This window comes from Ferribacterium limneticum (assembly GCF_020510625.1).
In the GTDB taxonomy this organism is placed as follows: domain Bacteria; phylum Pseudomonadota; class Gammaproteobacteria; order Burkholderiales; family Rhodocyclaceae; genus Azonexus; species Azonexus limneticus_A.
Map to the genome: position 1 here is coordinate 3727221 of NZ_CP075191.1, position 18698 is coordinate 3745918.

General features: G+C 59.8%; 15 protein-coding genes and 1 tRNA gene. 3 read left to right on the plus strand and 13 right to left on the minus strand.

What is annotated here, in order from left to right:
* The first annotated feature begins 20 nt into the window (after positions 1–20).
* Positions 21–3509 carry a tape measure protein gene (locus KI617_RS17920; protein WP_226448624.1) on the plus strand — a complete coding sequence of 1163 codons (3489 nt, stop codon included), beginning with the start codon at positions 21–23 and terminating at the stop codon, positions 3507–3509.
* 48 nt (positions 3510–3557) lie between these two features.
* Here the strand turns inward: KI617_RS17920 and KI617_RS17925 are convergent, their stop codons facing one another.
* The 3 genes from KI617_RS17925 to KI617_RS17935 form a co-directional block, all read right to left on the minus strand.
* Positions 3558–4040: a hypothetical protein gene (locus KI617_RS17925; RefSeq protein ID WP_226448626.1), complete on the minus strand. Its 483-nt coding sequence runs from the start codon at positions 4038–4040 to the stop codon at positions 3558–3560.
* A 177-nt stretch (positions 4041–4217) separates the two neighbouring features.
* Positions 4218–4294, minus strand: a tRNA-Arg gene (locus KI617_RS17930).
* Positions 4295–4388: 94 nt separating this feature from the next.
* On the minus strand, positions 4389–4889 hold the full coding sequence (locus tag KI617_RS17935) for a C40 family peptidase (RefSeq protein ID WP_226448628.1): 501 nt from the start codon (positions 4887–4889) through the stop codon (positions 4389–4391).
* Positions 4890–4952: 63 nt separating this feature from the next.
* Here KI617_RS17935 and KI617_RS17940 point away from each other — a divergent pair, with 63 nt between their 5' ends.
* Complete coding sequence (locus tag KI617_RS17940) at positions 4953–6407, plus strand: NAD-dependent succinate-semialdehyde dehydrogenase (RefSeq protein WP_226448630.1); 1455 nt, start codon at positions 4953–4955, stop codon at positions 6405–6407.
* Positions 6408–6411: 4 nt separating this feature from the next.
* Positions 6412–7062 (plus strand): glycine-rich domain-containing protein, encoded by a 651-nt coding sequence (locus KI617_RS17945; RefSeq protein ID WP_226448632.1) that lies wholly within the window; start codon positions 6412–6414, stop codon positions 7060–7062.
* Positions 7063–7075: 13 nt separating this feature from the next.
* On the opposite strand, the gene KI617_RS17950 is transcribed toward KI617_RS17945, so the two are convergent.
* The 10 genes from KI617_RS17950 to ntrC are packed head-to-tail and all read right to left on the minus strand — an operon-like array spanning position 7076 to position 18660.
* Positions 7076–9118 (minus strand): diguanylate cyclase, encoded by a 2043-nt coding sequence (locus KI617_RS17950; RefSeq protein ID WP_226448634.1) that lies wholly within the window; start codon positions 9116–9118, stop codon positions 7076–7078.
* A 33-nt stretch (positions 9119–9151) separates the two neighbouring features.
* Complete coding sequence (locus KI617_RS17955; RefSeq protein ID WP_226448636.1) at positions 9152–9295, minus strand: hypothetical protein; 144 nt, start codon at positions 9293–9295, stop codon at positions 9152–9154.
* Entirely contained in the window at positions 9295–11238 is a 1944-nt protein-coding gene (locus KI617_RS17960; protein WP_226448637.1) for a DUF4178 domain-containing protein, read from the minus strand. Before KI617_RS17960 ends, KI617_RS17955 begins: the two co-directional genes overlap by 1 nt.
* A 10-nt stretch (positions 11239–11248) precedes the next feature.
* Positions 11249–12262 (minus strand): SPFH domain-containing protein, encoded by a 1014-nt coding sequence (locus tag KI617_RS17965; RefSeq protein ID WP_226448639.1) that lies wholly within the window; start codon positions 12260–12262, stop codon positions 11249–11251.
* An 18-nt stretch (positions 12263–12280) separates the two neighbouring features.
* Positions 12281–12682, minus strand: a complete 402-nt coding sequence (locus KI617_RS17970; RefSeq protein ID WP_226448641.1) for a DUF350 domain-containing protein — start codon at positions 12680–12682, stop codon at positions 12281–12283.
* 57 nt (positions 12683–12739) lie between these two features.
* Positions 12740–14425 (minus strand): putative bifunctional diguanylate cyclase/phosphodiesterase, encoded by a 1686-nt coding sequence (locus tag KI617_RS17975; protein ID WP_226448643.1) that lies wholly within the window; start codon positions 14423–14425, stop codon positions 12740–12742.
* Positions 14406–15713, minus strand: coding sequence for an HD-GYP domain-containing protein (locus KI617_RS17980; RefSeq protein ID WP_226448645.1), 1308 nt, complete (start codon positions 15711–15713; stop codon positions 14406–14408). The genes KI617_RS17975 and KI617_RS17980 overlap by 20 nt, the downstream gene beginning before the upstream one ends.
* A 22-nt stretch (positions 15714–15735) precedes the next feature.
* Complete coding sequence (locus tag KI617_RS17985; protein WP_226448647.1) at positions 15736–16452, minus strand: type III pantothenate kinase; 717 nt, start codon at positions 16450–16452, stop codon at positions 15736–15738.
* Positions 16449–17237, minus strand: a complete 789-nt coding sequence (locus KI617_RS17990) for a biotin--[acetyl-CoA-carboxylase] ligase (protein WP_226448648.1) — start codon at positions 17235–17237, stop codon at positions 16449–16451. The genes KI617_RS17985 and KI617_RS17990 overlap by 4 nt, the downstream gene beginning before the upstream one ends.
* 10 nt (positions 17238–17247) lie before the next feature.
* The gene (ntrC, locus tag KI617_RS17995; protein ID WP_319004125.1) at positions 17248–18660 is read right to left on the minus strand and encodes a nitrogen regulation protein NR(I); all 1413 of its coding nucleotides are present in this window, start codon (positions 18658–18660) and stop codon (positions 17248–17250) included.
* Positions 18661–18698 lie beyond the last annotated feature (38 nt).

An 18698-nucleotide genomic window follows, 5' to 3' on the forward strand; every position in this document is an offset into this window, starting at 1 on the left:
CGATTGAATAGGTGAACGCCATGAACATGGAAACCAAAGGTGTAGAACTGCGGATTCGTGCCCGGTATGAGGGGCAAAAGAGTCTGACCGAATTAACCGACCAACTCGACAAACTGGCGAAGGTGCAGGAAAAGCAAGCCACCGATGCAGGTAAAGGGGTTGCCAGCGTCAAGGAACTGGAAACCACGTATCAGAAGCTAGAGCGGACATTGCGAACGGTTGCAGCCGCCTTCAACGAGTCCCGGCAATACGAGAAACAGACAGCCGCGTTAACGACCCTGCAGCAACGCCTCGAAACGGCGAAGGCGAAACAGGAAGCGTTCGTTAACTCACTGACCAAGGGCGCAGACCTGACCGAAAAGCAGGTCAACCAGCAAGTCCGGCTAGGTGCTGCCGTCGACCGGGCTGGCACTGCATTGGAGAGGGCACGTGCACGTCTCGACGCGTCAGCAGGGAGGCTCAAGGAGTACGGCGTAGACACTGCGAAAATCGCCGATGCACAAGCCAACATGGCAACGATGATCCTACGCGGTAACGTTGCACTGAAGGCGCAGGAAGACGCGATAGACAAGGCTGTGACATCTGGTAAGCGGTTTGCCGGTAGTGGCGTGCCTGAAGCCCTGGAACGCATCAAACTACAGTTAGTCGGGATGGCGGCTGCCTACGTGAGCGTTCAACAAGCTGCAAGCCTCGCCGGGGGTGCCGTCAGTGCCTATTCATCGCGGGAAGGCGTGAAAAATCAGCTTGGCCTGTCGGTTGGCAATGACCGGGCGTTGATCGATGCTGAATATGAGTATGTGAAGGCTCAAGCGGACAGGATCGGCATTGAGTTCGACCGGGCGGCCAAGGGTTACGCCAAGTTTGCCGCTGCAGCCAGCATGGCCGGACGGACCCGCGAGGAAATCCGCTATATCTGGGAAGCCTTTGCCGAGGTGGGGCGCGTTGCGAACTTGTCCGCTGATGACCTGGACGGCGTATTCAAGGCACTCGAACAGATCACCTCGAAAGGGAAAATCCAAGCCGAGGAACTACGCGGTCAACTGGGGGATAGGCTTTTCGGGGCATTCCAAGTTGCCGCCAAAGCACTGAAGGACACCTATCCCGACCTTGATAAAGCCATGAAGGACGGTGCGGTTAACGCTGAACAGTTGGTAGCGATTGCCGAGGAATACCGGCGCACCGTTGCCGACCAGTTGCCGGGGGCGATGCAATCACTGAGCGCCGAACAGGCGAGGCTGAACAATGCCGTCATCGGGTTCAAGCTGGCGATAGCAGATGCCGGCTTTGCCGATGCGTTCAGGAAGGCCATTATCCAGATCACGGATGCCCTGAAGAGTGAAGACGGGAAGAAGTTTGCCGAGGGTCTAGCCGCTGGATTTTCCGCTGCTGCCGATGCTGCCGTATGGTTGCTCAAGAACGCAGACGAGGTGCTGATTGTCTTGAAGGCGCTTGCCGGGATGTACGCACTCAACACAGCCGGGAAAGCCGCTGCAGGCTTGGTCGACTTCGCCGGAGGTCTGAAGGCACTTGCCGCTGATGGGAAATTGGCAATCAAGGAACTTGGCCTGTTGCGTGGTGCATTCCTAGTGATGCAATCTGCCCTTGTCGGTTGGAGCATCGGCACATGGGCAAACGAGGAATTCGAGGTAGTCAGGAAAGCCGGGGTTGCCCTGGTTACTGGCCTGGAAGAAGCGTGGACGCGCATCAAGGCGGGGGCGCTGATCGTCTGGGAGGAAATCCCCAGATACGCGAAAAACGCGATGGTGGGCATGCTCAATACCCTGACATGGGGCACCCGGCAAATGCTGGAAATCCTGCAAAAAGGACTGCAGGCAATCGGGCGTGAAGACCTTGCCGCGAGTGTCGGCAAGATGTTGGACAAGCTGACTGCCAAGTATGACGAGCAAGGTGGACGGGTTGCCGAGATTCGGGCACAGATGCAGCGGGACATCGAGAAAATCCGCGATATTGGGCAACAAATGTGGACGGATGCCGAGCGCAAGCCGAAACCAACGACCGAGAAACAGGCAGCCGCCCAAACCGAACGACCGACCGGGAAGCCATCGGGCAAAGCCGCACCGACTGAAGCCGAAATTTCGAAACGGCAGCACCTAATCGACGAAATTACCCGTTCACTCGAAGCAATCGACACCAAGCTAGACCGTTCGCAGACCGATAGTCTACGTTCCCAACTGGACGCCATCGATAGCCAGTATGCCGCCCTTACTCGCAAAATCGGCACGCTTGGGGGTGAAGCAGGTAAAGAGTTCACCGCTCGCCTGGACGCCGCTTTGAATCAGTTGCGTGCACAGACCATTGCGAAGTTTAACGACGGTCTAGCAGCGGAAAGCGCGGCACTGATGGCGAAACTCGACGCGGTCGACTCTGCTGCCGGGAAGACGCGGAAAACCAACCTTGAATCCCGCCTCGCTGCTGTCCGCTCTCAGTATGAGTCGACCTATCGGGAAATCGAGGATTTCCGGTTGAAGTTGGACAAGAACGGCATGTCCACAGGCGATGCAGACGCGGCCAAGTTCAGACTCGACGCCGGGGTTGCCGAGTTGCAACAGGTCGAAACTCAACGCTATTACCGGGACGAACTGAAACGGCTTGAAGGTGACATTAACAACCTTTTGGCTACCCGTTCCGACCGCTTGAAAACTATCGCAGATCAGGAAACCGCCTCGCTGATCACGTCAGAAGAAGCACGGACACAGACCGAGCAGACAATCACGACACTGCAACCACAAATGGAAGGTCTGGTTGACGTTGCAAGAGCGTTTGCCGAGTCGTTACGGGGTGCCCTTGATCCTGTCACCCTGGACGCGTTTATTGCCAAGCTGGAACTAGCGAAGGTGAGCGGAAAATCACTGAACGACACCTTCAAAATCACCGGCAAACAGATTGAAGACCTGATCACCGCACGTGCTCTCAGTGCGTTTAACACAATGGGTGAGGCGATAGGCGGCGCGATTGCTGGTCAACGATCATGGGGCGATGCCATTCGCGACACAGGCCGAGCGTTCATTACCTTTGCCGCAGACTTCATGCGAGAGATTGCCATGATGATCATGAAATCGCTGATCCTGAAGGCAATTCAAAACAGCAGTTGGGGCGGCGCAATATCCGGCCTGATTGGTGGCGCGGTCAAGCATGAAGGTGGACTGGTCGGGGTTGGCACTGGTCCCGTTCGTCAAGTTTCGCCGTTCATGTTCATGGGTGCCCCTCGCTATCACACGGGCGGTATTGCTGGTCTAGCACCAAACGAGTACCCGGCCATCCTGAAGAAAAACGAGGAAGTATTGCGAACCGACGACCCCCGAAATATCCTGAACGGGGGTCTAGGCGGTCAGGCAGCCGCGCCGACAGTGCAAAGTAATGTGAAGATAATGAACATGGTCGATAGCGCAAGCGTGGTGAGTGAGGGGCTATCGACCCAGGAAGGTGAACGGGCAATCATCAATGTGATTCGTGCCAACCGTACAGCCATCAAAAGCATTGTCGGTTGACAGTGGTATCAGCGACCAACGACCCCGGCCTAGTGCCGGGTTTTTCGTTTACTTTTTGCTTAAGACCTCAGTTTCGACGTTTTTCTTGAAGGTATCCAAGGCACCCTGTAATTCGTATTTTGTTGCGTCCGCATCTAGTGAATCACGCGTCGACTTCCCAAATGCGTTTTGATGTTCGAGCCATGCTGTTGCTGTGACTTTCATTTTCCCCGCGCTTAATTTGGCCCATGCAAGTTGAACCGTAATCTCGGGATTGGACGCGTACTTTTCAGTCAGCAACGCCCGGAACATCATTTCACGCATTGACGAACCCATAGGAGTTGCACACGTCAAAGAGAATTGCGAACTTTGGACGACCTTCCCGCCCCCATCAAGGCAATTAACTGAAAAACGGGACTGAATTTCATCCCCCGCAATTCCGTTTACCTCAACAGACGGTTGCCCCTTGAAGGGTGGACGTGATGGTGCAGAACTACAGCCAGCCAGCGAAACAGCTAGTCCAACAATCACAGCACCTAGTCGAATATTCATGTCTTCCCCCGATATGACGAAGAACTATATCGGACATGAATCCAAAAGGCCAACCAACGGTACACAGACAATGCGACTTTCCGTATAGATTCCGTACGGGCAACAACACAACCCAAATAGCATAAAAGCAAAAAACCCGCAAAGCCTTGAGCAATGCGGGTTTTCAGCGTTTAATCTTGGTGCGCCCGACTGAATTCGAATCAGTGACCCCTGCCTTCGGAGGGCAGTACTCTATCCAGCTGAGCTACGGGCGCTTGGGAGGGATGCATTCTACTCCCTTGCAACCCATTGCGTCCATGCTGCAAAACTCCCTGGCGACGGGCGATGAAAATAGTTGGCTGAAGCTGCTCAGTCGAAAAAGGTTCGGGCGGCCTGGAAACGCTGCGCGTAGTAACTATCGCTCAGACGATCGATGCGAACCTTGCCGTTGGTCGACGGGGCATGGATGAAGCGCGTCTCGCCAATATAAATGCCGACATGCGAGAACGAGCGATTCAGGGTATTGAAGAAGACGAGATCCCCGGGCCGCAGTTCGGCCTTGGCAATCGGCTTGCTGCTCCGGGCAATCTCGGCCGCGCTGCCCTGCACCCTCAAGCCGGTAGCCTGTCCGTAGATGTAACTGACCATACCGCTGCAGTCGAGGCCGGCTTCCGGATTTTTGCCGCCAAAGCGGTAGCCGGTATCGATCAAGCCCATGGCGTAGAACACCACCTCATTGCCCTTCTCACTGACCGAACGCGAGGCTTGCGCTATAGTTTCCGTCGAGGCGGAAGAGCGCGGCTCCTTGCTGCCGCAGGCAGCGAGCAACAGGACGACAAGGGAAGCAAAAAACAGGGCCGGGATGCGCATTGAACTGAAGCACTTTCTTGGAACAACACATAACTTACCGTTTTTACAGGATTTTTCAAGACCATGAACCTACAAAATATGGATTTGCTGCGATCGACCAACCTGATTGGCGGGGCATGGTGTGGTGCGGATGATGGCGCACAACTGGCCGTGATCAACCCGGCCACCGGTGAAAAGCTGGCCGACGTGCCACTTTGCGGCGCGGCCGAAACCCGTCGCGCCATCGATGCCGCCAACGCCGCCTGGCCGGCCTGGCGCGCCCTGACCGCCCGCCGCCGCTCGCAATTGCTGCAAGCCTGGTTCAGTCTGATCATCAAGCATGTCGACGACCTGGCCCAACTGGTCACGGCCGAATGCGGCAAACCGTTGCAAGAAGCCAAGGGCGAGGTGATCTACGGCGCCTCGTTTGTCGAGTGGTTTGCCGAAGAGGGCAAGCGCACCTACGGCGAAAGCATCCCCAGCCCCGCTTCGAACACGCGCCTGCTGGTCGTCAAGCAGCCAATTGGCGTCTGTGCAGCGATCACGCCGTGGAATTTCCCGCTCGCCATGATCACCCGCAAAGTTGCCCCGGCGCTGGCTGCTGGCTGCCCGGTCGTCGTCAAGCCAGCCGAAGCAACGCCGCTGACTGCGCTGGCACTGGCCGTGCTGGCCGAGCAGGCAGGTTTCCCGGCTGGCGTATTCAACGTAGTGACCGGCAAGCCGGCCGAGATCGGTGGCGAGCTATGCGCCAACCCCATTGTGCGCAAGCTGTCCTTCACCGGCTCGACCGGCGTTGGCCGCCTGCTGATGGCGCAATGCGCGCCGACCATCAAGAAGCTGTCGCTGGAACTCGGTGGCAATGCCCCCTTCATCGTGTTCGACGATGCCGATGTGAATGCTGCGGTTGATGGCGCCATTGCAGCCAAATACCGCAACACCGGCCAGACCTGCGTCTGCGCCAACCGCTTTCTGATCCAGGCGGGAATCTACGAGGAATTCGCCGCCAAGTTCGCCGAGAAGGCGAGCGCCCTGAAAGTCGGTGCGGGTATTGAAGCCGGTGTTGCCCAAGGCCCGTTGATCAATGCCGCCGGGCTGAGCAAGGTCGAAGCGCACGTTGCCGATGCCGTTGGCAAGGGAGCCCGCGTACTCTGTGGTGGCAAGCGCCATGAACGTGGCGGCAACTTCTTCCAGCCGACCGTGCTGGCCGACGTAACGACCGCAATGAAAGTGGCCCGCGAGGAAACCTTCGGCCCGGTAGCGCCATTGTTCCGCTTCGAGACCGAGGAACAGGCCATCGCCATGGCCAACGACACCGAGTTCGGCCTCGCCGCCTATTTCTTCACCCGCAATGTCGGCCGCTGCTGGCGGGTTGGCGAGGCGCTGGAATACGGCATGGTCGGCATCAATACCGGCATGATTTCCAACGAGGTTTCGCCTTTCGGCGGCATCAAGCAATCCGGCCTTGGCCGTGAAGGCTCGAAGTACGGCATCGAAGAATATCTGGAAATCAAATACCTCTGCTTCGACGTCAATACCTGAGCCCATGCCTAAACTCATCGCTTTCACCCTGCTGCTGCTGGCACTCGTCCTGCTCTGGCGCAAGTGGGCTACCCGGCAGCGGGCCGGCTACATTGAGACCTATCCCTATCAGCGCTTTCTCGACAAGCGACTCGCGGCCCGGCGACCGGAGCTGAGTGCGGAACAGCGGGCCGAGGTCTTCGCCGGGCTGAACGACTATTTCCAGCTTTGCCGCGCGGCCGGACGCCGCATGGTGGCGATGCCCTCGCAGGCGGTCGATGATGCGTGGCACGAGTTCATTCTTTTCACCCGGCAATACGACAAGTTCTGCCGGCATGCTTTCGGCTGTTTCCTGCACCACACGCCGGCCGAGGCGATGAGTTCGCCAACCCAGGCCAGCGACGGCCTCAAGCGCGCCTGGCGCCTGGCCTGTGCGCGGGAGAAAATCGATCCGAAGAAACCAGAGCGTCTGCCCCATTTGTTTGCCCTGGACGCCAGCCTCGGTATCGCCGGCGGCTTCGTTTATCAGCTTGACTGCATGGCGGCACGAGGTGCCGCCGGGGATGGCTATTGCGCCAGCCATATCGGCTGCAGCAGCGGCTGCTCGGGCGATTCTGGCGGCAGCGACGGGGATGGTGGCAGTGGCTGCGGTGGAGGCTGCGGCGGCGGGGACTAAAACCCAAGCCGACTCAGGCGCGGCTCGCGGCTGCGATCACCACCCGGTTGCGCCCTTCGTTCTTGGCCACATAGAGGGCCTGGTCGGCCGCATGGGTCAGTTCATCGGGCATCTTGCCGTGATCGGGGTAGGCCGCAACCCCGGCCGAGGCGGTAAAGGAAAGCTCGAAATTGCCGAAGGTGACGCGGATTTCGGCAATCTTGCTGCGCCAGCATTCGGCCCGCTCGGCCGCTATGGCCAGGGGCATGCGCGGCATCAGGATGACGAATTCCTCGCCACCATAGCGGCAAAGCACGTCCTCATGCCGGATGTCGGCACTCAGGGTGGCAGCCAGCACGATCAGCGCCTGGTCGCCGGCCATATGGCCATAGGTGTCGTTGATCAGCTTGAAATGGTCGAGGTCGAGAATGACCAGGGAGAGCGGGTAGCCTTCGCGACGCGAGCGGGATAGCTCGCGCTCCAGCGTCTCGTCGAGATAACGGCGGTTGAAGCAACCCGTCAGGCTGTCGCGTATCGCCTGCTCCTGCAGGGCGACCTGGAGTTTCTCGATTTCTTCCAGTTGATGGCGCAGCTTTTCGTTGGCGCTACGCAATTCGGCCTCGGAGCGCCGCCGCTCGGAGATGTCACGGGCGATGCCGAGCAGGGCGAATGGCTTGCCTTGAGAATCGAGCAGGAAACTCCCAACCACTTCCGATGAAATGATCCCGCCGTTCTTGTGCGGCTGCTCAATTTCGGCCATCGCCGACTGGGCGCTGAGATCACCCTCCGCCAGTCGGGAGAGATGATCCTCAATTGCCGCCACGACCACCGCATAGGAGGCCGGCGTCATCGCTTCGGCCAGCGGTTGATTGATGACCTCGTCCGGCGTAAAGCCACGCACTGCTTCGACCGAAGGGCTGACATAGGTAAAGCGCATGGAGGCAAGATCGAGCGTCCAGATCACGTCCTTGCTGTGCTCGGCCAGTTGCCGGTAGCGTTCTTCACTATGACTCAGCGCGCGTTCGAACACCCGCCGCGAAATCATTTCGCGAGTCAGGCGCCGGTTCAAACGAGCGAAATAGAATGCCGCGCCGGCAACCACAATGATCAGCAGCGATCCGCCGGCCAGCGCGTAGCCGAACCACACCGGCAACTTCCGCTCCTCGGCCTCGAAGATCAAGCCGGCAATCGACGGCTTCTCCGGCAACATGCCCAGTTCGGCGTAAGTCAGGGCAATTTGCTGCCAGCGGCTGGCTGACTGCAAGCCGATCTCGACCAGGTCCGGCTGCATCAGGCGCTTCAGCTCCTTCGCTTCGAACAGCAAATGTGCGCGCTCATGCCGCTTGGAGTACTTGTTCAGGATCAGATCGGCGACTTCCTCCGGGTGCTCCAGCGCATATTTCCAGCCCTGGATCACCGCCGCGCGAAAGGCCCGGACGCGCTCCGGCGTTCCGCGCGCGCGCCCTTCCGTCGTAAACAGCGTGTCACCGTAAAAATTGATGCCCGCCGCCAAGGGACTGAAGGCCAGATAGGGAAAGCCTGCCGCCTGCAAGACATAGGGTTCGTCGGTGACATAGCCGGACAGCGCATCAACGCGGCCGGAGATCAGGTCTTTGGGATCGAAGCTGTGGGCCACCGCCTCGTACTTCGCCACCCCTTCGCGCCGCAGGTAGGCAAACAGTTCGGTTTCGTGCGGCGTCAGCATGATGCGGCTGCCGTTCAAGGCATCGATGCTGGTGATCTTTCGGCGATTGACCAGCAGCACCAGCGGTGAGTGCTGGACGATGGCCGCCAGGGCCACGACCTGTTTGCCCTGCGCACGGTACAGCGCCAGCTCCGAGGCGGCGACGCCGAAATCCGCCTCGCCACGCAGGACGGTATCGACGGGGTTGCCCCCTTCGTTCAGCTCACGCAGACTGACATCAAACCCCGCATCGCGAAAGTACCCCTTGTCGATGGCGACGTAATAGCCGGCAAACTGGAACTGATGTTTCCAGTTCAGTTGCAGGACGACCCTCTCCACGGCGGAAGCCGGAACAGCAAGCAACAGGAGGATCAGGGAGACAATGAGCTGCACGGAAAGCATTATCAGCCGGATCGGGTATTTTTGTTACTTGTGATAAGTCCGACTGCTGCCGGAACCGCCATTCCCCGAATTCGCCACGTTGTCGAACATGTTCCAGCCCTGATGCTGGGCATAGGCGAAAAGCAGCAAGGCGAACACCCCAGCCGTGATGTTGAATTTATCGAACATCAGTCGTCGCCTCCGTCAGAATCGTCGCTGCTCACCGGCGCATGGTCGCTTTCTGCCCAGCGGCGCCCTTCAAAAGCGGCTCGCCGCATGGTCGTGAAGATCGGGAAGACCAGCAGGAAAATCATGACCAATACGAAATTCGACCAGCCCGCCACGGCGGTATGAACTTCGAGCCGGTCGCGCACGGCCACCGACTTGTCCGGTGCCATGTCGGGATCGAGCGTCAGGTAGTAGGTGCCGGCAGGGATGTTCAGGAAGACCACCTCGTCCTCCCGACTGCCTTCGGTCCAGTGGCCGTCGTCGTAACCGCTGTAGAAGGACAGTTCGCGGGCCGCCGGCCATGCCTCGCCGGTAGTCTTGTTGACCAGCATCATGTCGATGCCGATCCAGTTGTTATCGAGCGAGGTCGAATTCTTGACGGCGATCTTGCGCGCCTTGCCGGTGAGCTCGAATTCGCGGCTCTGCACCTCGTCGCCACTCCGCGGCTCGAAGGTGAAATCCTGGCTCAGCAACTGCTTTCCGCCGGACAGCGAGACGAAGAAAACCTGCACGACAATGGCGACCAGCGCCAACTTCCAGAACAGGCGCCAGACACTGCGATTGGTCGCATCCCAGGCATTGGGCTGGTTGGCAAAGACGCCGATCGGCGCGGGCAGATCCTTCGGCAGCTTGAACGCCTCGCCTATCGTTTCGGGCGACACATAGAAACCCTGTGACCAGTTCAGGTCATTGCCGGTTGACTCGCGGGACAGCATCAGTGGCGGCGCGACATAATCGACGACCCGATTGGTTTCGCCACGCCTGACCCGCCAGGTGAATTCACCAGAAACCTGGATCACCTCGGCTATCGGCGTCGTCGAAAAATGCTTGAAGGTCTGGCTATTCCAACGCAGGTCGGCAAGTTCCATGGCGCCACCGCTGGCCGGCGGGTTGGACAGCACGTCGACGATATTCCAATGGCCGTTGTATTCGGTCAGCCAACGGTAGGTGCCGCGATTTTCCGTCCCATCACCCGCCAGCAGGTATTCGCTCCAGTCATAAGCGATGCCGTCGACCTTGCTCCGTTTGACCAGGAAACCGATCACTTCGACCGGCTTGTCCTCCAGTCGCCCCTTGCTGCCGAGCGGCAGGCGGGGGGTGTATTTTTCATCGCGATTGCCCAGCGCTCTCGACAGCACCTGGTAGTTCTGGTCGGCGGTATTGACCACGGCCCCACAGGAAACGCAGCCAACGGCGAGAATCTGCGTCGAGCGTGCCTGCATCGGCGCACCACAACTCGGGCAGCGGAAGACCCTGGCCTCGACGGTAGCCGTCGGCGTGGCCATGCCCTCGCGCAGATTGGCCATTTTCAGCGACTTGAAATCGACGGCCTGGCCGACAAACAACAGGGGTGGCGTTTCGGAGTAGTCGAGGGTGGCGAAATTGGCGCCATTGCGCAGGTCGACTGCGGCGACCGGATAGCCGCCCCCGACCTTGAACGGTAGTTCGCCCTGACCGGCCACGCACTCGGCGTTTTCGATATTGCTGACCGTCCAGGTCTGGCTGGCCAGCACGAATCGCTGGCCGATCTTCAGGGCATCGAATTGCGGCAGCGCCTCCGGAACATACTGGGCGAAGGTGAGCACATACTCACCGCCCGCCTCCGACAGCCAGCCAGTTCGCATGTCGTCGAACAGCAGGTGCCACTCGTTCCAGATGCCCTGGCTATACTTGATCTGGATGCGGCCGATCAGGGCGAAATGGACGCCCTTGTAGCTGCCCTCAGAGCCCAGCTGCAGCGGCGAACGGTCTTCGACCAGCGCCGCCATCTTGCCGATGTCTTCCAGATTCTGGTCATGACGGACCAGCGTGCTCTGGCAGTACTCGCAGACGGCAAAGACCGACGACGCCGATTTGAAGACAACCGGCGCGCCGCAGGAAGGACAGGACGCGTTGAGGGCCATAGGCCGTGGATCAGGTCAGTTTCTTCAGCAATTCGGCTTTCTTGGCTTCAAACTCATCCTTGCTCAGGATGCCTTTCTCGACCAGCCCATGCAGCTTTTCCAGTGTGGCCACCACGTCGTCAGCCGAAATCGCGGCGACCGCCGGGGCCGCTGCAGTCGGTTGTAACGCAGCGCCCATTGCCTGCCCCATGACCTGCCCGAATCCTACGCCGGCGCCGAGGCCGACGCCCATTGCCGCCAGCCCACCCTCGTTCTTGGCAGCATCCGGGATGCTGTTGGCGACCTGGTACTGCGTGTAACGCTGCATGTCGCCGATCATGTTCATGCCGATCTTCTGGTCGAGAATCTTCTGCAGTTCTTCCGGCAGCGAGACGTTCTGGACGACCAGCGAATCGAGCGCCAGGCCATACTCGGCAAACATCGGGGCGGCCTTGGCGAACATCGCCTTGCCGAACTCGTCCTGGTTGGCTGCCATGTCGATGAAGGGCACACCGGATTCGCCGAACAGGTCGGTCATTCCGGCGACCATGGTGTTGCGCAACTGGCCTTCGAGTTCTTCGCGGGTGTAGACGTCACGGGTACCAGAAATCTTCTGGTAGAAAGTCTTCGGGTCAGTCAGGTGATACGAATAGATGCCGAAGGCGCGCAGGCGGACGATGCCGAATTCCTTGTCGCGGATGGTGATCGGATTCGGCGTGCCCCATTTCTGGTCGAGCTGGGTCCGCGTCGAGAAGAAGTAAACATCGGACTTGAACGGGGATTCGAACAGCTTGTCCCAGTTCTTCAGGTAGGTCAGGACCGGCAGCGTCTGCGTCGTCAGCTTGTACATGCCCGGCGCGAAAACATCGGCCACGGTACCTTCGTTGACGAACAGCGCAACCTGCGAATCGCGTACGGTCAGGCTGGCGCCGTTCTGGATTTCCATTTCGGCCATCGGGAAACGCCAGGCCAGCGTGCCGTCGGCATCCTCGGTCCATTGCAGGATGTCGATAAACTGTTTCTTGATGAAGTCCATCAGAGCCATGAATTTCTCCTTGAATGGTCAGGCGATGCAGCCGGCGTTGAGGATGCCGATGCCGAGGGAAAGCGAAGCGAGGAAAATCCCCGAGGCGACCTTGCCCTGGGGAATGTTCAGAACGAGTTGCGGCAGCGCCAGACGCGCCACGATGTAGGCCAGCAGTTGCACGACACAGGCGACGACACCCCAGCCGATCATCGCAACAATGTTGTGGCTGACCGCAACGGAGACGGCAATCGGCATGGCATAGCCGACCATCGCGCCGCCCAGGCTGACGGCCGCAGCGGTGTTGCCCTCGCGAATCAGGGCCATTTCGTTGTACGGCGTGACAAAGACATAAAGCAGGACAAAGACGGCGAGCAGCCCGATCGCTGTCGCGAAGTAGCCGGCAAAGGCTGGCAGGCTGTTGATGACCGGATCGAACATGGAATCTCCCGGAGGTGGCGCAATGACAGCGGATTGTCACCGCTCGCCGAGCTTTGTTCAAGCCTGGCGGGCGCGATACCAGGCGACGAAGTCGGAAAACGGCATCGGTTTACCGTAAAAATAACCTTGAATCCTGTCGCACCCGAGGGCCAAGAGCTGATCTCGCTCACCCACCTCTTCGACCCCCTCCGCCAGCGAGATCATGCCAAGATCGTGCGTCAGGTCGATGATGGTGCGCACGATGCGCAGATTTTCAGCGGACGAGGTCATACCGACCACGAAGGATCGATCGATCTTGATCTCGTTCAGCGGCAGCGTAGCCAGATAACTCAATGAGGAATAACCGGTTCCGAAATCGTCCAGCGCCAGTCGGATGCCCATGTCGCGCAGTTTGGACATCACCGACAGGCCGCGCTCGCGATCGACCATCATCGCCGACTCGGTCAACTCGAATGTAAAACGCTCGGCCGGCAGGCGCCAGGTTTCAAGGCACTGCGCGACCAGTTCCGGCAGATCAGTGTCGAGCAGATCCCCAGCCGTCAGGTTGAGCGACAAGCGGACGTCGACGCCGGCCGCCGCAAGTTCCACGCCCATGCGCAAGGCGGTGCGGATCAGCCAGTCCGTGAACTGATCCCGCCAGCCATACTCCTCGATCATCTCCACGATCAAGGGCGGGGGCACCCACTCGCCATTCGCCCGCTGCCAACGCAGCAGAAGCTCGGCCCCGGGGCAGCACTCGGTTTCGACATCGACCTGCGGTTGCAGGTACATGGTCAGCCTGTCCTTGCGCAACGCCTCACGGAGCTCTTCAGCAAGCTGATGACGGCGCTGCCAATCCTCTTGCATGCGGGGCTCGTACATGGCGAACGCTTCATTGGAGGATTGCAGGCTTGCCCGCGCCAGGCGGGCAGCACGAATGATCTCTTCGGCATCGTCACCATGTTCCGGCGACATGGCCGCGCCGATCGCCACATCCAGCGAGACACCGCGACCACTGAGCAAGACCAGAGGATGCCCGAAGGCGCGGCGGATCTGGGAGGCCGCCAGCACCGGCTGAGCGGCCGATTGCACCTCGGGCAGCAGGAGCAGCCACTCGCCTTCATGGCCGACGAATACCTTGTCCTGCGGCCGCAGCAATGCAGCAAGGCGATCAGCCAGCAGCACCGGCAGGCTCTGCAGTTCGCCGGCCGTCAGGTGCGACAAGGCGCGACGATTGACCATCGACGCCGACAATACGGCGGCGCCTCGGCCATTTTCAGCAAGTTGGCGGAAAGTCCGCATGGCGGAAAGCTCGCCGGGCAGACCAACACCTGATCGATGCGCCTCTTCACCCAACTCGATAGCACAACTGATTGCTGCGACGACACTGCGTCGCAAAATGGCAAACAAGTCGAGTTGAACCCGGCTAACCTGAAGCTGCTCACCGAACAAATCTGCTTCGGCACAGGCAATCGCCCGGTTGAAAAAACCAAACATGTCGGCCAGCTCAAAACCGCGACCGCTCAGTTTGTACCAGGCTTGCGTCCAGCGCTGCTGCCAGGCGACATCATTGATCATCTGCGGCAATTCGAGCGAGCGTTGGCAAAATTCTTCAAAAGCCGCATTCGCACCATAATCGTCCGCTACCTTGAGCACCGCGGCGCGCCAAATTCCGGACAGCGCACGAAGCGAACGCAGGTTCTCGGGGCTGACCCCGAAGGCCGCATAGTCGATGAACCCGTCGTTATCCAAGGTAGTAGTCATTGGCCGACAGGCTGTAGGCATTGTGGGGCAATGCTTTGGCTATACGCAGTTTGGCATGCGCCGCTTCACGCAGATCGAGGATGCGATAAACCCTGACCGGCTGCTTCTCTGCATCGAGCATCAGCACCAGCCGCGGCTTGGAGCGCTGCACCCGGTTCTGCTGGATGACGACCCCGACTTCGCCGCTGCTCAATTCGACCAGCGTCCCCACCGGGTAAAGGCCGACGCACTGAACGAACTGCTCCATCAACACCGGATTGAATTTCCTGCCGCGCAGATCGTGCAGTTCTTCCAATGCCTCCTGATGCCCCAAAGCGCAGCGATAGGGCTTGTCCCTGAGCATTGCACAGAAGGAATCCATTAATCCGGCGATTTCCGCCGCCATCCCGATCTGCTCGAATTTCAGGCCACGCGGATAGCCGCTGCCATCCCAGCGCTCGTGGTGGCGGGAGACTATTTCGATCACTTCGGCGGCCACATCGGCTTGAGAAAATAGAATTTCCAGCGAGCTGGCAACGTGCGAACGCACCAGGGTACGCTCATCGGACGACAGGGCCGTCGTCTTCCGCAACAACTCAAGCGGCAACTGCGTTTTGCCGACATCCTGCATGACTCCGGCCAAGCCGAGGTCGAGCAACTGCTGATCGCGCCAGCCGATATGCGTACCGAGCATGATCATATTGACTGCCACGTCCATCGCATGATCGAAGCTGTATTGATCGCGCTGCCGCAAACGCAGCAGCCACATCACTGCATCGGCGTTGCGCAACAGGCTGCCGGAAATGTCGCGCAAACCTTCCCGAACGGGAATTACGTCGACCTCCTTGCCCTCGGCAAAAGCGTCGAAGGCTTGTTGCAAGGCACCGGAAAGTTCGTCGTAACGCGGCTCGATATAAGTGAGCTCGCGTGACAAGGCTCGAACGTGCTCATCCTCCTGCTGGGAATTCAGGAAATCGAGAAAGCGGCGGCGACGCGCCTGCTGCTTTTCCTGGGCGAATGAAGCAAATGGCCGCTTGCCGACCGGCCCAGCCCTACGCTCCACCTCGGGGCTCTGAAAGGGAGATGACTTCAGCGCACGGTCGAAACCCACTTTCGGCTCAGCATAGTGTTCATTCAGCGAACGCGAGCGATCGATGGAAACGAAGCGGCACTTCTGCTGAAAAATATCAACTTGCTCAGGGCTGGAAATCACGAAGCCCTGAAAAGCAAAGGAAAACTCGCTCCAGGGGCAATCCGGCTCGGCAACGAACATGCCGATTTTCAAATCGGCAACCGAAACAATCTCCATCGTCTCTCTATCTTCTTTTGTATCAGGTCTCGAGTGCGAGGTGCCTCAAGCCTTCAAGAGGAAGATTGTGCGTCAGACGATGTCGAATCACAAGGTGCCCGGCTAGTTGTTCGGCATATCCACCGGAGAGCAGACAGCAGGCAGCCGGGTCAGACAGGCGGGAAAAGATGCGCTCGATCGCTCCGGTTTGCGCCTCGATCACGCCGCTCACAATCGCGTCATCGGTACAGCGTGGATTAGCCGCATATTCGCCCTCGGCAAAAGGCAGGGCCGCCGTGCCGTGGGCCAGCGAGCGCAGCATCAAGCCGACCCCGGGCATGATGACGCCACCGAGAAAATTGCCGTCGGCATCGAGCGTATCGATGGTCGTTGCCGTCCCGGCCATGACGACCACGATGGCAGCACTGACCTGAGCCCGGGCGCCAAGCAGCGCACACCAGCGGTCGATCCCCAAGCGCTCCGGGGTTTTGTAAAGATTGGTAACCCCACAGCGCCGGAATTCGCTACGCGCCTCATGAATAACCGGCGACCATGCCGCGAGTTGCTCACGAATGCGCCCACCGGCTTCGGCACCTGCGACGTTGGCCAGGACGACTTTTTCAGGCTGCGGCCATTCGGCGACCAAGCGCGATAGCTGCCCGACATCTGCCTGGGCGACAGCCCCTTGGGCCAGCCACTCGATGCCGTCATGCACCCCCCATTTGATGCGGGTATTGCCGCTATCCAGACAGACGATCATGCGCGACGCAGGCTGACATCGCCCGAAAAAATGCGTTCGACACCACGCGCCGTCGCAAGCAACAACGAGCCGTCATCATCCACGCCGAGACAGTTGCCCAGCAAAGGCTCCGCGCCGTCGCCGAGGACCTGCACGGACTGATCCTGCCAGGCGTGGTAGCCCTGCCATTCGCTTTTCAGCCCGACAAAGCCTTCGGCTCCAAACGCATCAAGTACCCGGGCCAGACTGCCGAGAATCACTGCCAGCACCTCATGACGATCAGCCAGTACACCCGCTTGCTTCAAGCCGGCCGCCGGCTGCGGCAAGTCGGCCTCCGGCGCTGCGAGATTGAGGCCAACGCCGATGATCGCCTGCATCCCGCGGCGATCGCCGGAAAGCTCGATCAGGATGCCGGCCAGCTTGGCAAAATCATGGCCCGACTGGAGCAGGACATCATTCGGCCATTTGAGCCGGACGCCCACGGCACCAAGCTTTTCCAGCGCCTTGGCCAGTCCCAGACCGACCGCCAGCGACAGCCCGCTCAAAGCGGCGGCTTTGCCGGGAAAACGCCAAAGCAGCGAAAAAGTCAGACTGGCTTCCGGAGAGGATAACCAGCTACGGCCACGGCGACCGCGCCCGGCGTGCTGCCGGTCGGCGACGATCACCGTGCCGGCCGGCGCACCGTGGTCGGCACGGCGCATCAATTCACTGCTGGTCGAGTCGCACTCGTCCAGTGCGTCAACGTCAAAACGACCGGCCAGGGCCCCCAGCCGGGTCTTGAGCAAGATAGGATCGATCAGTGCCATGCGGCAGATTTTACTCCGCCACGTGCTCCTTGCCGCCATCGATACCCAGCTCGGCAATCTTGCGGGTGATCGTATTGCGGCCGATGCCCAGGGCCTGCGCCGCCTCAATCCGCCGGCCGCCGGTATGCGCCAGCGCCCGGGAAATCAGGATACGTTCGAAGGTCTGGGCCATAAGGCCATGCACATCCGGCACGCCGCGCGCCAGCATGCGGTCGACCTCGCCCTCCAGCGCACTTTCCCAGTCGGTCGCCAGCGCCACGGAAGAGGCCTCGCGCAACTCGGCCGGCAGGTCGCCGACGTCCACCTGCTGCCCCGGCGCCATCACGGTCAGCCAGTGACAAAGATTTTCCAGTTGCCGGACGTTGCCCTGAAATTCCAGGCCGGACAGATACTTCAATGCCCCGTCAGTCAGGCGCTTGGTTTCCACGCCCAGCTCACGCGCACTTTTCTGCAGGAAATGGCGGGTCAGCAGCGGAATATCTTCGTGCCGCTCGCGCAGCGCAGGCAGGCGAATCCGGATGACGTTCAGACGGTGGAACAAGTCCTCGCGGAACAAGCCGTCCTTGACGCGCGTTTCGAGATTCTGGTGCGTCGCGGCGATCACTCGCACATTGGCCTTGATCGGGGAATGACCGCCGACGCGATAAAAATGACCGTCCGACAAGACGCGCAGCAGGCGGGTCTGCAACTCCGAGGGCATGTCGCCGATTTCATCAAGGAACAAAGTGCCCGCTTCGGCCTGCTCGAAACGGCCGCGCCGCTGCGCCTGGGCGCCGGTAAAGGCACCGCGCTCATGGCCGAACAGTTCGGACTCCAGCAAATCCTTCGGAATCGCAGCCGTGTTGATCGCGATGAAAGGTTTGTCGGCCCGCGGGCTGTGCCGATGCAGGGCACGGGCGACCAGTTCCTTACCGGAACCGGACTCGCCGGTAATCAAAACGGTGGCGTGCGAGAGTGCCAGGCGGCCGATGGCGCGAAATACTTCCTGCATGGCCGGTGCCTGGCCGAGAATCTCCGGCACCAGCCCCTCTTCCTCCAATGCACCACTCTGGTGCATTGACTCGTCAATGGCGCGCCGGATCAGTTCGACCGCCTGATCAACATCGAAAGGTTTGGGCAGGTACTCGAAGGCCCCGCCCTGAAACGCCGCAACCGCACTTTCCAGATCGGAATAGGCCGTCATGATGATGACCGGCACTGACGGAAAGCGGGTTTTGACCTCCTGCAGCAACTCCAGCCCGGACTGGCCGGGCATGCGGATGTCGGACAGCAATACCTGCGGCGGCTCGACGCCCTGTTCAAGCTGCGAAATCGCCTCGCTGGCCGAGGCGTAGCTCTTGAACGGGACACCCTCGCGGGACAGGGTCTTCTCAAGCACCCAGCGGATGGAACGATCGTCGTCTACGATCCAGACTGGTTTCATATTTTGTCGGCTCATCTTGTCATTGGAATAGGCTGAAC

Excerpts from the sequence above, each read along its gene's own strand:
- KI617_RS17920 (WP_226448624.1), top strand. The coding sequence starts at position 21 with ATGAACATGGAAACCAAAGGTGTAGAACTGCGGATTCGTGCCCGGTAT.
- KI617_RS17925 (WP_226448626.1), bottom strand. The coding sequence starts at position 4,040 with ATGAATATTCGACTAGGTGCTGTGATTGTTGGACTAGCTGTTTCGCTG.
- KI617_RS17935 (WP_226448628.1), bottom strand. The coding sequence starts at position 4,889 with ATGCGCATCCCGGCCCTGTTTTTTGCTTCCCTTGTCGTCCTGTTGCTC.
- KI617_RS17940 (WP_226448630.1), top strand. The coding sequence starts at position 4,953 with ATGAACCTACAAAATATGGATTTGCTGCGATCGACCAACCTGATTGGC.
- KI617_RS17945 (WP_226448632.1), top strand. The coding sequence starts at position 6,412 with ATGCCTAAACTCATCGCTTTCACCCTGCTGCTGCTGGCACTCGTCCTG.
- KI617_RS17955 (WP_226448636.1), bottom strand. The coding sequence starts at position 9,295 with ATGTTCGATAAATTCAACATCACGGCTGGGGTGTTCGCCTTGCTGCTT.
- KI617_RS17960 (WP_226448637.1), bottom strand. The coding sequence starts at position 11,238 with ATGGCCCTCAACGCGTCCTGTCCTTCCTGCGGCGCGCCGGTTGTCTTC.
- KI617_RS17965 (WP_226448639.1), bottom strand. The coding sequence starts at position 12,262 with ATGGCTCTGATGGACTTCATCAAGAAACAGTTTATCGACATCCTGCAA.
- KI617_RS17970 (WP_226448641.1), bottom strand. The coding sequence starts at position 12,682 with ATGTTCGATCCGGTCATCAACAGCCTGCCAGCCTTTGCCGGCTACTTC.
- KI617_RS17975 (WP_226448643.1), bottom strand. The coding sequence starts at position 14,425 with ATGACTACTACCTTGGATAACGACGGGTTCATCGACTATGCGGCCTTC.
- KI617_RS17980 (WP_226448645.1), bottom strand. The coding sequence starts at position 15,713 with ATGGAGATTGTTTCGGTTGCCGATTTGAAAATCGGCATGTTCGTTGCC.
- KI617_RS17985 (WP_226448647.1), bottom strand. The coding sequence starts at position 16,452 with ATGATCGTCTGTCTGGATAGCGGCAATACCCGCATCAAATGGGGGGTG.
- KI617_RS17990 (WP_226448648.1), bottom strand. The coding sequence starts at position 17,237 with ATGGCACTGATCGATCCTATCTTGCTCAAGACCCGGCTGGGGGCCCTG.
- ntrC (WP_319004125.1), bottom strand. The coding sequence starts at position 18,660 with ATGAAACCAGTCTGGATCGTAGACGACGATCGTTCCATCCGCTGGGTG.